A 15,309-nucleotide genomic window follows, 5' to 3' on the forward strand; every position below is an offset into this window, starting at 1 on the left:
GAAGGGCATTGGCTGAACGGTCAGCCGGAAGCGGAAGACAAGGAGAGCTTCCAAGTCGGTAACAGATGGTTCAAACCAAATTATCATGCTCATGTCGTATTCGACTGGATGAACCATGAAACTGGAAAAAGCCGAAAGCTCAATGACGAGGATATGGCAACCATGCAGACCCTTGCTTCCGATATTCTCCTGATGGAACGTGGACAGGCTAAAGCTGTTACAGGTAAAGAGCATCTGGAACGGAACGACTTTATCATTGAGAAGCAGAAAGCCGAACTGCAACGTATAGAGGAAACCAAGCGACACAAGGAGCAACAGGTAAGCCTCGCCGAGCAGGAACTCAAACAGGTAAAAGCAGAGATACGTACGGACAAACTCAAAAGTGCAGCTACCGATGTAGCCACAGCCATAACCAGCAGTGTAGGTTCTCTTTTCGGAAGCGGTAAATTAAAAGATTTGGAACAATCTAACGAGAATTTACGTCATGAAATTGCCAAGCGTGACAAAAGCTTTGATGACTTAAAAGTTCAGATGCAACAAATGCAGGAACAGCACGGTAATCAAATTCGTAACCTGCAAGGAATACATAATCAAGAGCTTGAAGCCAAAGACAAGGAAATATCACGATTGAACACCATTCTTGAAAAAGCGTTCAACTGGTTCCCACTGCTCAAAGAAATGCTGAGAATGGAAAAATTATGCTATGCCATGGATTTACCAAAGATATGGTAAACAGTCTTTTGACAAAAAAAGAAGCTATCAGATGCAATGGGAAAATCTATTCCGAAGAGCATAGACGAAGATTTGAAATCAAGAATGATATTTTCAAGGTTGAAAAAAGTCCGATAGATGAGAATAAATTGGTGCTGACCATAAACAGGCAGCCGATAGGCGAATGGTTCAAAGAGCAATGGGAGAAATTAAGGCAAGGTTTGCGACAATCTACAGAAGAACCAAGAAAAAGTAGAGGATTCAGAATGTAATTTTGATAGTATTTGATTGTATCTCAATAAAATTAAATATCTTTGTAAACGGATTGAGACTACTCTTTCCAAAACATATTAGAATTAAGAAGAAGCGTTATGCTTATCTTGTACTTGAAAACGTAGGAAATTTTCAATTAGATGCAAGGATAGCATAGTGGTTCTCACGCATATAGCGTGGGCTGCTATTGTTACATCTGCATCTATGGTTTCCTACGACCTTCAAGTAAAGAATGTGGCATACAGTTCCACGCTTCTTTAATAGGTTAAATTCCTTTTGGAACTGGAGATTAAAATATGTAGTGTATGAGTGTAATAAAAAAATGGTTATTTGCTATTTGCGCCATTATATTAATGAATGGATGTGCACCACTTCGAATGCCTGTAATAGTAAGGAATGCTCCTATTGAAATGTATAAATACGCATACATTTCCCCAACAAAGGAATTGACATCAAGCATAGGAGGTACATATGGTGGGCAATACGGTATCTATGGTTCTTCAACCACCAAAAGTGTTAATCCAAGTGATGTAATAGCAGGAATACTAATAAAAGAAGGATATATCATATTACCCGAACTTAAACCCGAATTATCTAATGAAACTCTAATCGTCAATTATGGTGAGAGTGGCAGGCGTAATAGAGGTTTAGGTTATACAATAGAAGTAACTATACAGTTTAGCTCTGCAAAAACCAATGAAATGATATGTTCTTGTACAGCAGAAGGACAAGGCGAAACAGAAGCTGATGATATCCGTCAAGCCATTAGAAGAGCCTTAACAAGTTTATTCCCTGAGAAATAACCCAATAATACGACAGATTATGAAAAAGTTTTTAGTATTATCCGCTTTAGTTATAACTTCTTGTACACTCTCTAACGAGGAAAAAGCTGAGAAATTGGTTAAAGAGACGCTTAAAGACTATCTCTATCACCCTGATTCTTATGAGCCAATATCAACAAGAGTTGATAGTATGTTTATTGATGTAACTACTATTGAGCCTATTATGAAAATTAGCGATGAAATCAAGAATTTGATATCTAAAATAAATCGCTGTGAGAGAAAAATTGAATCAGCAGAATCTTCTATGGATATTTTTGCCCCCAATGGTTATTCTTCTCAATACTCTCGTGGAGAGTATTCACGAGCAAAAAAAGAAAAGGAAGAAGCCAAATCTGATTTGAACAAATACACCAAGAAACTTTCAGAACAACTTGCTTCTCTAAAAGAAAATGTCGCTAAATATCACAAAGGAGAATTTACAGGTTGGGCAGTAAGCCATAGATTTAGGAGTCTTAATGGAGCAGGCTCAATGACCATTCCGGGAGAAATGATTTTCTTTTGCGATGAAGAATTTACAACTTGTGGGGGTTATGAAACAGATAAGTTTGAGGACTTCGTAAAAATTTTAAACGCAGTAGATGAAGCAACTTCGGATGAAGATGTAATAGATTATTTTAAAGAAAATAATTTTTTGCTATAAATTCCGTATTTCCGTAGTACGCTAATTTTTATGCAAAGCAAATATTATTAACTGCTATTTTTTTAATATGCAATGGGCGTTTATTTTGGTTATTTGTATAATTGCTATTTCGGTTATTGTAATAGCGATGGTACGAACACGCCTAAAAAACAAATCCAAAGAGCTTGCAGAAAAGCTAAACCATATATCTGCATATAGCGAGAAATCAAATTATGAGCAAGCAAGAGAGAGATTATCGGCTCTTAATGAGGGGACGTTTATAGATATTCCCTCAGACTTAAATAATGGCTTTTATGGCAGGGTAATCTCCGCAACGCAAGAAAAAGATTTCATCAATCATTATAAGGTACATTTCCAAGAGGCATATTCACTTCTGAAGAAACTTGAAGCCTTTAACATCACTCCATCAGAAACCATATCCAAATTCATTAACGACTTTGGAAGAATCAACAAACTTGTAAAACAACATAATGATGGTGTTATAACCTTTCTACTTGACACGCACAGGGACTTTTTCGACCATTGCCTAAAATACCCATTAGACAAGCAACAAAGACGCTCAATTGTTTCAGAAGAGGATAATTGTTTAGTAGTCAGCAGTGCAGGTAGTGGTAAAACCTCTTCAATTGTCGGTAAGGTTAAATATCTCACCGAAATCAAGGGTATAGCACCTGAAAGAATTTTACTTATCAGTTATACCAACAAAGCAGCAGCCGAACTAACCGAAAGAATGGCGACCAATGGATTGAAAGGTTACACATTCCATAAGTTAGCCATTGATATTATAGGCAAAACAACAGGCACAAAACCATCGATTTGCGACAATACAGATTCATTGTTTGTTGATATATATCACAAATTGTTAGATAAATCGTCTTTCAAGAAAAGTATAGTAGAATACTTTATTGATTACCAAACGAATGAAGCCGATTGGGAACAACGCAAGAATGAAAGACGAGAGCAATTATCAGAGCAAAAGAATGTGCAGCTAAAGGCGATGTTCCCCGATATGGACGGCAGAGCCATATATGTGAGAAGTGAACAAGAACAAAAAATATGTTTTGCTTTGTCCTCGCTGGGAGTGAAATTCAGATATGAAGAACCATACGAACATCAATTAGCAGATGAGATGCACTCACAATATCGTCCCGACTTCTCAATATATTTTAAGCAAGGAGGAGTAACCAAACGCATCTATCTTGAACATTTCGGAGTTGATGAACACGGGCTTGTTCCTGCTTGGTTCGCAAAAGACAAGGGTATAACCTACGAAGAAGCCAATCAGAAATACAATGATGGTATAACTTGGAAAAAAGCGGCTCACGAGAAATTTGGTACACAACTTTTAGTGACATCAAGTGCAGATTTCCATTATTCTGATATTAGGGATAAACTCCGTAAACTATTAGCTGAAGCAGGTGTACCAATTCAAGAAAAAACCGATGAGGAGTTATACGATTTAGTACTACCCAAAGGCAGCAAGCAGGAAAAGGCGTTTATACGACTTGTTGTTACTTTCGTTACATTGGTAAAATCAAGTTGTAAATCAGTTAAAGAGGTTTTGAAACAAGCCAAAAATGCAGATGATGAACGAAGTGTGTTTATCATCAAGAATATATTTCAACCTGTATATGAACGCTACATAAATGCGTTAAGCGATAGTAACCAAATTGATTTTACCGATGCTATTCTTCAAGCCACTGAGATATGTCGTACTTCACACCCTGTTGAATATGATTATATCATAGTGGATGAGTTTCAAGATATTTCAGTTGACCGTTACAATTTCTTGAAAGTATTGCGAGAAGGGAATCCTCCTGCAAAGTTGTATTGTGTGGGTGATGATTGGCAGTCTATTTATCGTTTTTCGGGAAGTGATATGGCTCTATTCAATCAATTCCCCGAATATTTTGGAACAACGGAGATAAACAAGATTGAAACGACATACAGATTTGGAGAACCTTTGGTTTCTTTGTCTTCGAACTTCATACAACGCAATAAAGCCCAAATACAAAAGAATATCCATTCGTTCAGTTCTGAAATGAGAACTGAGTTGGAATTCTATGCTTACGATAGACGAGATTACTGCAATACGATAGGGCAACTTGTGGCTTCTATTCCATCGGATAAATCAATATTCCTATTAGGGCGTTATTCTTTTGATGATTACTACCTCTCCTTTATGTATCAATCTATAAAGGAGGGTAATAGATTCTACTATGTGATAGGAGGACAAAAAATAGAGTTTTTGACCGTACATAAGTCAAAAGGTCTTGAAGCAGATTATGTAATACTATTGCAATGTAACAAGGATACTTATGGCTTCCCGTCTCTTGTTAGTGACGACCCTGTGCTTAACTATGTACTAACTAAAAGCGACCAATTCCCATATGGAGAAGAACGTAGATTGTTTTATGTAGCAATAACAAGAGCAAAGATGAAAACTCTTGTGCTATATGACAAGCGTTTTCCCTCTGTATTTGTGGATGAATTTTTGCATCCTGAAAAGGTTTCAGAAGATAGCTATGTGAAGCACCCCAATGCCAATAAGAGATGGACAAGAAGTGCAGACCAATTTCTATTGAAACTGCATAATGAGGGAAAGAGCGTCAAATATATTGCAAACAAAATGGGCAGAAGTCAAACGTCAATCGTTATGCGATTGAATAAACTTAATCAATAACAATGCTTTAAATAACTTTTTGCAATTATACCACCAATAACATTGGGGTGTGTCCTTATTAAGGGTATAATCTTAAATAATACAAAAACACCCAACTTTACATTCTTGGGTGTAAAATTGGGTGTTTGTTTTGTAATTTACTGATTTTCAGCATTTATTGCGGAGAGACAGGGATTCGAACCCCCGGTGCCTCTCAGCACGGCGGTTTTCAAGACCGCTGTAATCGACCACTCTACCACCTTTCCAAGCTTCTTTGTAAGAAGGCTTTGTTTTCGAAAGCGATGCAAAGGTACGGCTTTTTTCTGAATATGCAAACTTTTGCGCTACTTTTTTTCAAAAAAAGTCTCCAAAATCCATTTTTCCCTCTAAAAAGATAAACAATAGCCTTGTTTCTCCCCTTTTTTTATCCTATTTTTGTAGTAATTAGAAAATATACAACAATCTAAAACAAAGACACGATATGGCATTAGTTAACGAACACTTTCTGAAATTTCCCAATAGTTATTTCTTTTCTGATATGGCCAAAAGAGTCAACTCTTTTCGAGTAACTCATCCGAAAGCCGACTTGCTGCGTATCGGAATAGGCGACGTGACCCGTCCCATGCCCAAGGTCTGCGCCGAAGCCATGTGTCGGGCTGCCCTTGAACTGACCGACCCGAAAACATTCCGGGGCTACGGACCGGAACAAGGTTACGACTTTCTGATTGATGCCATCTTGAAACACGAATACGCCAGCCGAGGCATCAGCCTCTCGCCATCGGAAATATTCATCAACGACGGTGCCAAAGGAGATACCGGCGGTATTGTAGACATTTTACGGCACGATAATAATATCGGAGTGGCCACACCCACCTATCCGGTTTATATAGACAGTAACGTCATGTGGGGACGGGCCGGCATGTATGATGCCGAGACGGGTACCTGGAGCAATGTAAACTATCTGCCATGTACCGAGGAGACCGACTTCAAGCCCAAGCCTCCCAAGGAACGTGTGGACATTCTGTATTTGTGTCTGCCCAACAACCCTACCGGTACAACGCTTACCAAGACCGAACTAAAAAAGTGGGTGGATTATGCCCTGAAGAACGACACCCTGATTCTGTTTGATGCAGCCTATGAGCGCTTTATCCGAAGCAATGATACTCCCCACTCCATTTACGAAATCCGAGGCGCCAAAAAGTGTGCCATCGAATTCCGCAGCTTCTCTAAGACAGCCGGATTTACCGGAGTGCGCTGCGGCTACACGGTAATTCCCAAGGAACTCACCGCAAGTACTCTGGAAGGAGAACCCATTTCATTGAATCAGCTGTGGCTGCGCCGCCAGAGCACCAAATTCAACGGCACCTCATATATTGCGCAAAGAGGTGCTGAAGCGATCTACACCCCCGAAGGCATTGCAGCCATAAACGAAAATATGGACTACTATCTGCAGAATGCCACCAATATGAAAAAAGCCATCACCCAAATGGGACTCAAATCCTGGGGAGGAGAAAATTCTCCTTATATCTGGGTGAAGACACCCAACGGCGAAAGCTCCTGGAAGTTCTTCGAACGCATGCTGTATGAAGCAAACGTGATTGTCACCCCGGGAGTGGGATTCGGTCCCGGTGGAGAAGGATTTGTGCGTCTGGCCGCTTTCTGTAGCCAGGAAGAGAGCCGCGAAGCGTTAAAAAGAATCGCATCAGTGCTCTAAAGTGCATAATTATTAATTTGTTCACTTTTTCTGCATAAGTATTGTTATTTTAATAGCTTTTCTCTATCTTTACCGACGCAATGATAATTAATTTTCTGTTATTACATTAATAAGTAAGAAAAATGATATACGATTTGAGCATGTTGCACAACTTTTATGCAACCTATGAAAGCGAAGTGAAAAATGCCAAAAAGAATCTGAACCGCCCCATGACTTTGGCCGAAAAGATTCTTTATGCACATCTCTATAATCCGGAACAGATGCAGGCTTTCAAGCGAGGCGAAGATTATGTAAACTTCCGCCCAAACCGCGTAGCCATGCAGGACGCCACCGCACAGATGGCCCTGCTCCAGTTTATGAATGCCGGCAAGGAGCGCGTAGCTGTGCCCAGCACCGTGCATTGCGATCATCTGATTCAGGCTTGCAAAGGAACGGCAACCGATTTGCCGGCAGCATGCTGTACCAATAAAGAAGTATATGATTTTCTGGGTAGCGTAGCCGCAAAATATGGCATCGGCTTCTGGAAACCGGGTGCCGGAATCATCCATCAGGTGATTCTGGAGAACTATGCATTCCCCGGTGGCATGATGGTGGGAACAGACTCACATACCCCAAATGCCGGCGGATTGGGCATGATTGCCATTGGTGTAGGTGGTGCCGACGCTGTAGATGTAATGACAGGAATGGAATGGGAGTTGAAGATGCCGAAACTCATCGGTGTAAAGCTTACCGGAAAACTGAACGGATGGGCCGCTCCTAAGGATGTGATTCTGAAACTGGCCGGTATCCTCACCGTAAAGGGTGGAACCAATGCCATTATCGAATATTTTGGTCCGGGTACTGAAAGCCTGTCGGCCACGGGAAAAGCTACTATCTGTAATATGGGTGCCGAAGTGGGTGCTACCACTTCCCTCTTCCCTTATGACGAAGAGATGGCTACTTATCTGAAAGCCACCGGAAGAGCAGAAATCGCTGCACTGGCCGACCAGGTAAAAGCAGAACTGAAGGCCGACGAGGAGGTAATCGCCAATCCGGAAGCCTATTACGACCGCATCATTGAAATAGATCTCTCTACATTGGAGCCTTATCTGAACGGTCCGTTCACTCCGGATGCCGCCTGCCCGATTTCCGAGTTTGCGGAAAAGGTGAAACAGAACGGTTATCCTCAGAAAATGGAAGTGGGACTGATCGGTTCGTGCACCAACTCTTCTTATCAGGATCTGAGCCGCGCCGCTTCATTGGCTCGCCAGGTAGCCGCCAAGAACCTCAAGGCTGCCGCACCGCTTATCATCAATCCGGGTTCGGAGTTGATTCGTTGCACTGCCGAGCGCGACGGCATGATTGCCGATTTCGAAAGCATGGGCGCCGTGATCATGACCAACGCCTGCGGTCCGTGTATCGGACAGTGGAAACGCGAGACCGATGATCCTACCCGTCCGAATTCAATCGTGACTTCATTCAACCGTAACTTCGCCAAGCGAGCAGACGGTAACCCGAATACACACGCCTTCGTGGCCTCTCCGGAAATGGCTATGGCCATGACCATTGCGGGCGATCTGACCTTCAACCCGCTGACAGATACACTGATCAACGAAAACGGAGAAGCTGTCAAGCTGAACCCTCCAACCGGAGACACACTCCCGAAGAACGGATTCACCGTGGAGGACAACGGTTATGTAGCTCCGGCAGAAGACGGCAGCAACATCACCGTAAGCATCAGCGCCGACTCCAACCGCCTGCAAAAGTTGCAGCCGTTTGCTCCATTCTGCGCTGCTGATTTCCAGGATATGCCGCTGCTGATCAAGACCAAAGGCAAATGTACTACCGACCATATTTCCATGGCTGGTCCGTGGCTCAAGTTCCGCGGCCATCTGGAAAACATTTCCGACAATATGCTCATGGGAGCCGTGAATGCCTTCAACGACAAGACCAATGCCGTGCGCAACAGTCTGACAGGCGCTTACGAAGCCGTATCGGCCGTAGCCAAGCAGTATAAGGAAAAAGGCATCTCTTCGATTGTTGTAGCCGAAGAGAACTATGGCGAAGGCTCCAGCCGTGAGCACGCTGCCATGGAACCGCGCTTCCTGAATGTGAAGGTGATTCTGGCCAAGAGCTTTGCCCGCATCCACGAAACCAACCTGAAGAAGCAGGGTATGCTGGCACTGACCTTTGCCGACAAGGCAGACTATGACAAGGTGGGCGAACAGGACAAGCTCTCTATTCTGGATATTGAGAACATCTGCCCGGGAAAGAACCTCACTGTAGAAGTGACTCACCCGGACGGCAGCAAGGAATGTTTCGAAGCTACACATACTTATAATGACCTGCAGATCGAATGGTTCAAAGCCGGATCTGCTCTGAATATTTTCACTAAAAAATAAAAACAGAACTAGAACGATGGAAAACAAAGCATATATGCAAGACGGTAAACTGGTGGTCCCTAACGTAGTGACCATCCCGTTTATCGAAGGCGACGGTGTAGGAGCCGAAATTACTCCCGTTTGTCAGAAAATTGTAAATCAGGCAGTAAGCAAGGCTTATGGTGACAGCAAAAAGATCCTGTGGAAGGAAGTGCTGGCCGGTGAGAAGGCCTTCAACCAGACCGGTTCCTGGCTTCCTGAAGAAACCATGGAGCAGTTCCGTGAATATCTGATCGGCATCAAAGGTCCGTTGACAACTCCGGTGGGCGGTGGCATCCGCTCGTTGAACGTAGCCCTGCGCCAGACTCTCGACCTGTATGTATGCCTGCGCCCGGTACGCTGGTTCAAGGGCGTTGTTTCTCCGGTCAAGGAACCACAGAAGGTGGATATGCACATCTTCCGTGAGAATACGGAAGATATCTATGCCGGTATCGAATGGGAGCAGGGAACTGCCGAGGCCCAGAAATTCTACCGTTTCCTGAAAGAGGAAATGGGTGTCAGCAAAGTGCGTTTCCCGGAAACCTCCTCTTTCGGTGTGAAGCCGGTATCTGTAGAAGGAACCAAGCGCTTGGTGCGTGCCGCCATTGAGTATGCGCTGACCAACAAGTTGCCGTCTGTCACTCTGGTGCATAAAGGAAACATCATGAAGTTTACCGAAGGCGGTTTCAAGAAATGGGGCTACGAAGTGGCAGAACAGGAGTTCGGCGCACAGACTTTCACCATGAACCAGTTTGACGCTCTGAAGAAGAGCGAGGGCGAAGATGCCGCCAAAGCCGCTCTGAAAGAGGCACAAAAGCAAGGCAAAGTCATCATCAAGGACTGCATTGCCGACGCATTCCTGCAGAACACACTGCTAATTCCGGAAACCTACTCCGTAATCGCCACCCTGAACCTGAACGGCGACTATGTTTCCGACCAGCTGGCAGCCATGGTAGGCGGCATCGGTATTGCTCCGGGTGCCAACATCAATTACCACACCGGTCACGCTATCTTTGAGGCGACACACGGCACCGCTCCGAACATCGCCGGAAAGAACATCGTGAACCCCTGCTCTCTGTTGCTGTCATCCGTGATGATGCTTCAGTACATGGGCTGGAACGAAGCCGCCGACCTGATTACCGATGCTCTGGAAAAGGCCTTCGAAAGCGGAGAAGCCACTCACGACCTGGCCCGCTTCATGCCTAACGGAAAGTCACTCTCTACACAGGAATTCGGAGACAAGATTGTGTCTCTGCTTTAATTCATTCACTTTAAACTCAGATTGATAATATGAAAAAAGAATATATCGTTTACAAGCTCTCAGAATGTGCCAAACAAGCGTCGAGAATCGACAACGGACTCTTTACCAAGTTCAACGTAAAGCGCGGACTTCGTAACGAGGATGGCACGGGTGTACTCGTGGGACTGACCAAAATCGGTAACGTAGTGGGTTACGAACGTACCGAAGAAGGCGGCCTGAAACCGATTCCGGGAAAACTGTTCTATCGCGGATATGACCTGGACGACATCGCACACGGTCTGCTCCGTGAAAAACGATTCGGATTCGAGGAAGTGGCCTATCTGCTGCTCTCCGGCGAGCTGCCCGACAACGAGCAACTGGCAGCCTTCAAGGAGCTGATCAGCGACAATATGCCGCTCGACAAGAAGACGACCATGAATATTATCGATCTGGAGGGCCAGAACATCATGAACATTCTGGCCAGAAGTGTGCTCGAAATGTATACTTTCGACCCGAATCCGGACGATATCTCACGCGACAACCTGATGCGTCAGTCTATCGAGCTGATTTCCCGTTTCCCGACCGTAATCGCCTATGCGTATAACATTTATCGCCACAGTACCCGAGGACGCTCGCTGCACATCCGTTTGCCGAAAGAGCACTACGGACTGGCCGAGAACTTCCTGTATATGCTGAAGAAGGACTTCACCCCGCTGGAGGCCCGTACGCTGGACTTGCTGCTGGTACTTCATGCCGAGCACGGTGGTGGTAACAACTCTACTTTCACTGTTCGTGTGACCAGTTCTACCCGCACCGATACCTACTCCAGCATTGCGGCCGGTATCGGTTCTCTGAAAGGCCCGTTGCACGGTGGTGCCAACATCAAGGTGAGCGATATGTTTGAACACCTGAAGGAGAACATCTCCGACTGGACCAATGTGGACGAGGTGGATACTTATCTGACCCGCATGCTCCACGGCGAGGCATACGACCACAGCGGACTGATTTATGGTATCGGCCATGCCGTATATACCATTTCCGACCCAAGAGCCGTATTGCTGAAGGAACTGGCCCGCGAGCTGGTAGCCGAGAAGGGACGCGAAAAGGAATTTGCATTCCTGGAACTCATCGAAGAGCGCGCCATCAAGTGCTTCAAGAAGGTTAAGGGCGGCAAGAAGAGCGTTTGCGCCAACGTAGACCTCTATTCCGGCTTTGTGTACGATCTGATCGGTCTGCCACAGGAAATCTATACCCCACTCTTTGCCATGGCACGTATTGTGGGATGGACCGCACACCGCATCGAGGAATTGAACTTCGAAGGCCGCAGAATCATCCGTCCGGCCTACAAGAATGTCATCGACGAACAGCCTTACACTCCGATTAACGAGCGTTAATCCGGCAGCAGGAATCTCTATTCATAAAGACAGAAAAGCCCTGACGTTTTTCCATTTAAGAAACGTCAGGGCTTTTCTGTATGATAATGCCGCCCAGCAGACTTCTGTCCGGAATCTTTACCCGCCCATAAAAAACATTCAGAATCATGGGCATCACAATCAGAAATCATTCCGATCTTTGCAGAATTTCATCAAATTGTTTTTTCCAAAAGAAGCTGATGAAATTTTTATTTTTCCAAGTTATTAAAAATCAGATATTTGAAAAGCTTCTGAAACATGCCTTGAAATGCTTCGTTTTGTCCGATTCTTTGCAGTATTTCTATTCTGACAGCCTGCCCCACAGACAAAGCGAAAAAATCCCGATATGGCTAAAACAAAAAGGGAACTGCTTCATGTTTTGCGAAGCAGTTCCCTCTCTATATCGTCTTTCTGTCCGTCTTTCAAAACCGGAAATCAGATACGGATATCCAGTTCCTTCAGAATGGCACTGATTTTCTCCATTGTAGTCAGTCGGGTCGGTACCAACGGCAAGCGCAACTGATTTTCAATCAGTCCCATAGCATGCAGCATAGCCTTTACACCGGCCGGGTTTCCATCAACAAACAGCAGTTTGAAGAGCTCGGCAAATTTGTGGTGAATGGTACGCGCACTCTCATAGTCGCCATTCAGTGCCAGACGCACCATGCGGCTGAACTCGGCCGGAAGGGCATTACCGATTACAGAAATCACACCCACAGCACCCAGAGTAATCAATGGGAAAGTGATACCGTCGTCACCGGAAATCACATCAAAATGAGCCGGTTTGTTCTTGATGATGTCATCCATCTGCGTGATGTCACCGCTGGCTTCCTTGATGGCTACAATATTCTGGAAGTCACGGGCCAGACGCAAGGTAGTCTCGGCAGTCATATTCACTCCCGTACGGCCCGGCACATTATACAGCACCACCGGAACCGGAGAAGCCTCGGCTATGGCCTTGAAATGCTGATACAATCCCTCCTGCGAAGGTTTGTTGTAATAAGGGCATACAGAAAGGATACCGTCGATGCCCTGCCAGTTGGCAGTCTTCAGTTCGTGAACCACAGCAGCCGTGTTATTACCGCCACAGCCCATCAACAGGGGCACTCTGCCGGCAACGCGCTCTACAAGAAGTTCCTTTAACCGTGTTTTTTCATCTAACGACAGACAAGGAGTTTCGGCGGTTGTTCCCATAATGCACAAGAAATCCGCTCCGTTTTTTATCTGATATTCAACAAGACGTATCAGTGCATCATAATCTATGCTTCCATCTGCTTTGAACGGAGTTATCAGAGCAATACCTAACCCCTTAAATTTATTCTGTATCATATATCAATGTGATTTTTTCTGTTGCGATGGCAAAAATAATAATTTATTCCGACTATAACAATAGTTTTATGCTTCAATTAACAGAAGAAACTCTTCTTCACTCAGGATGCGGATGCCCAGTTTCTGCGCTTTTTCCAGCTTGGCGGGACCCATATTGGCACCGGCCAGGATGAAGGATGTTTTCGCCGAAATGCTTCCCACATTCTTTCCGCCATGACGCTCGATCATGGCCTTGTATTCGTCGCGTGAATGCTGGGTAAACACGCCGCTGATGACGATGCTCTGACCGGCCAGCACGTCGGAGTGCGCCGTCAGCTCTTCCTCACTCAGCGCCATCTGGACTCCGTGGGCCCGCAAGCGCTCGATGAGCCGCACATTCTTCTCATCGGCAAAGAAGGAAACCACGCTCTGGGCAATGACCTGCCCCACTCCGTTCACCTTCATCAGGTCGTCGAGTGTGGCGGCAGCCAGATTGTCCATCGACTTGAAGTTACGCGCCAGGGTCTTGGCGGCAATCTCGCCTACAAAGCGGATTCCCAGCGCATAAACCACACGTTCGAACGGCACGGAAGCAGACTCCTGTATCGAGCGGATAATCTTCCGGGCCGACTTTTCACGGCCGCCGTCCTCACCGTTGATCTGTTCCACGCGGAGGTCGTAAAGATCGGCCACATCGTGAATCAGTCCGCGCTCGAAATACTCGTCCACGGTTTCCGGTCCCAAGCTGTCGATATTCATGGCCTTACGGCTGATAAAATGCTCGATGCGTCCTTTGATCTGCGGCGGACAGGAAGTCTGGTTCGGGCAGTACCAGGCCGCTTCGCCTTCATAGCGCACCAACGGAGTGCCGCATTCGGGACAGTGCGTCACAAAGCGCACCTCGGGCGATGCCATGAAACTGCGTGCCTCATAGTCCACACCCACAATTTTCGGAATGATTTCTCCGCCTTTCTCCACATAGACCATATCTCCCAAATGCAGATCCAGCTGTTTGATAATGTCGGCATTATGCAGTGTGGCCCGCTTTACCACCGTACCGGCCAGCTGAACAGGATCCATATTGGCTACGGGAGTCACCGCGCCCGTACGGCCCACCTGGAAAGTAACGGCATTCAGACGCGTATAGGCGCGCTCGGCCTGAAACTTATAGGCAATGGCCCAACGCGGACTCTTGGCCGTGTAGCCCAAAGTACGCTGCTGGCGCAACGAATCCACCTTAAGGACAATACCGTCGGTAGCCACCGGAAGGTTCTTGCGCTCGGCGTCCCAATAGTCTATAAAATCATAGATTTCCTGTAAGGTGGAAACCTTGCGGATGGCATCGGACACCTTGAAGCCCCACCGGCGTGCCCGTTCCAGATTCTCATAATGACTGTCGGAAGGGATTTCCTCGCCAAGCAGATAATACAGGAAACAATCCAGTTTACGCTGGGCCACAGTGGCCGAATTCTTACTTTTCAGCGTACCGGAAGCGGCATTTCTCGGGTTCGCGAACAACGGTTCCTCACGCGCTTCACGCTCCTGGTTCAGCGCCTCGAAACTGCTCCACGGCATGAGAATCTCTCCACGGATCTCGAATGATGCCGGATAATCTCCCGGCTGTAACTGCAAGGGAATGCAGCGGATGGTGCGCACATTATCGGTCACATCATCCCCCTGCACGCCATCGCCACGCGTCACGGCGCGCACCAGGCGTCCTTCCTCATAAATCAGCGAGATGGACAGACCATCGTATTTCAGTTCACAGCATATCTCAAACGGCTCACCTTTCAGGCCTTCAGACACACGCTCATAGAATGCCGCCACCTCCTGCTGGTTATAAGTGTTCGACAGCGAGAGCATGGGATAACGGTGGGCCACCTGCACAAAATCGTGGTTCAGGTCACTACCGACACGCTGGGTCGGGGAATTCGGATCCTGAAACTCCGGATGTTCCTGTTCGAGCTGCTGCAGACGGGCCATCATTTCGTCAAACTCACGGTCACTGATTTCCGGAGCATTCAGCACATAATAATTATAGTTATGCCGATGCAGCTCGTCACGGAGCTGCCGGATTTCATCTTTTATTTCCATTTTTCAATCGTTGG

At 45.8% G+C, this 15,309-nt stretch carries 9 protein-coding genes, 1 tRNA gene and 1 pseudogene; 8 read left to right on the forward strand and 3 right to left on the reverse strand.

Going from position 1 to position 15,309, the window contains the following annotated elements; all coding sequences use genetic code 11:
- The 4 genes and pseudogenes from DXA74_RS08145 to DXA74_RS08165 all read left to right on the forward strand — a co-directional run.
- Window positions 1–983: pseudogene (locus tag DXA74_RS08145) on the forward strand (mobilization protein); the annotation flags it as partial.
- A gap of 306 nt (window positions 984–1,289) precedes the next feature.
- Entirely contained in the window at window positions 1,290–1,787 is a 498-nt protein-coding gene (locus DXA74_RS08155) for a hypothetical protein (RefSeq protein ID WP_117677821.1), read from the forward strand.
- Window positions 1,788–1,806: 19 nt separating this feature from the next.
- The gene (locus DXA74_RS08160) at window positions 1,807–2,466 is read left to right on the forward strand and encodes a hypothetical protein (RefSeq protein WP_117677820.1); all 660 of its coding nucleotides are present in this window, start codon (window positions 1,807–1,809) and stop codon (window positions 2,464–2,466) included.
- Between the two features lie 67 nt (window positions 2,467–2,533).
- Window positions 2,534–5,149, forward strand: coding sequence for a UvrD-helicase domain-containing protein (locus DXA74_RS08165; protein WP_117853852.1), 2,616 nt, complete (start codon window positions 2,534–2,536; stop codon window positions 5,147–5,149).
- A 160-nt stretch (window positions 5,150–5,309) separates the two neighbouring features.
- Here DXA74_RS08165 and DXA74_RS08170 read toward each other — a convergent pair.
- Window positions 5,310–5,394, reverse strand: a tRNA-Ser gene (locus tag DXA74_RS08170).
- 215 nt (window positions 5,395–5,609) lie between these two features.
- Between DXA74_RS08170 and DXA74_RS08175 the strand changes: the two genes are divergently transcribed.
- The 4 genes from DXA74_RS08175 (at window position 5,610) to DXA74_RS08190 (ending at window position 11,875) form a co-directional block, all read left to right on the forward strand.
- Window positions 5,610–6,842, forward strand: coding sequence for an LL-diaminopimelate aminotransferase (locus DXA74_RS08175; protein WP_118526499.1), 1,233 nt, complete (start codon window positions 5,610–5,612; stop codon window positions 6,840–6,842).
- A 122-nt stretch (window positions 6,843–6,964) separates the two neighbouring features.
- Window positions 6,965–9,223: an aconitate hydratase gene (locus tag DXA74_RS08180; RefSeq protein WP_118526501.1), complete on the forward strand. Its 2,259-nt coding sequence runs from the start codon at window positions 6,965–6,967 to the stop codon at window positions 9,221–9,223.
- Between the two features lie 16 nt (window positions 9,224–9,239).
- Window positions 9,240–10,502, forward strand: a complete 1,263-nt coding sequence (gene icd, locus DXA74_RS08185; RefSeq protein ID WP_118526503.1) for an NADP-dependent isocitrate dehydrogenase — start codon at window positions 9,240–9,242, stop codon at window positions 10,500–10,502.
- Window positions 10,503–10,531: 29 nt separating this feature from the next.
- Window positions 10,532–11,875, forward strand: a complete 1,344-nt coding sequence (locus DXA74_RS08190) for a citrate/2-methylcitrate synthase (RefSeq protein ID WP_118526505.1) — start codon at window positions 10,532–10,534, stop codon at window positions 11,873–11,875.
- A gap of 453 nt (window positions 11,876–12,328) precedes the next feature.
- Here the strand turns inward: DXA74_RS08190 and dapA are convergent, their stop codons facing one another.
- Together dapA and ligA are read right to left on the reverse strand one after the other, a co-directional pair.
- A complete protein-coding gene (gene dapA, locus DXA74_RS08195; RefSeq protein ID WP_118526507.1) occupies window positions 12,329–13,222 on the reverse strand; it encodes a 4-hydroxy-tetrahydrodipicolinate synthase in 894 nt (297 codons plus the stop codon).
- 66 nt (window positions 13,223–13,288) lie between these two features.
- Window positions 13,289–15,295 carry an NAD-dependent DNA ligase LigA gene (gene ligA, locus DXA74_RS08200; RefSeq protein ID WP_118526509.1) on the reverse strand — a complete coding sequence of 669 codons (2,007 nt, stop codon included), beginning with the start codon at window positions 15,293–15,295 and terminating at the stop codon, window positions 13,289–13,291.
- Between the last annotated feature and the right edge of the window lie 14 nt (window positions 15,296–15,309).

It is taken from the genome of Bacteroides sp. OF04-15BH, from assembly GCF_003477995.1.
Taxonomy (GTDB): Bacteria; Bacteroidota; Bacteroidia; order Bacteroidales; family Bacteroidaceae; genus Paraprevotella.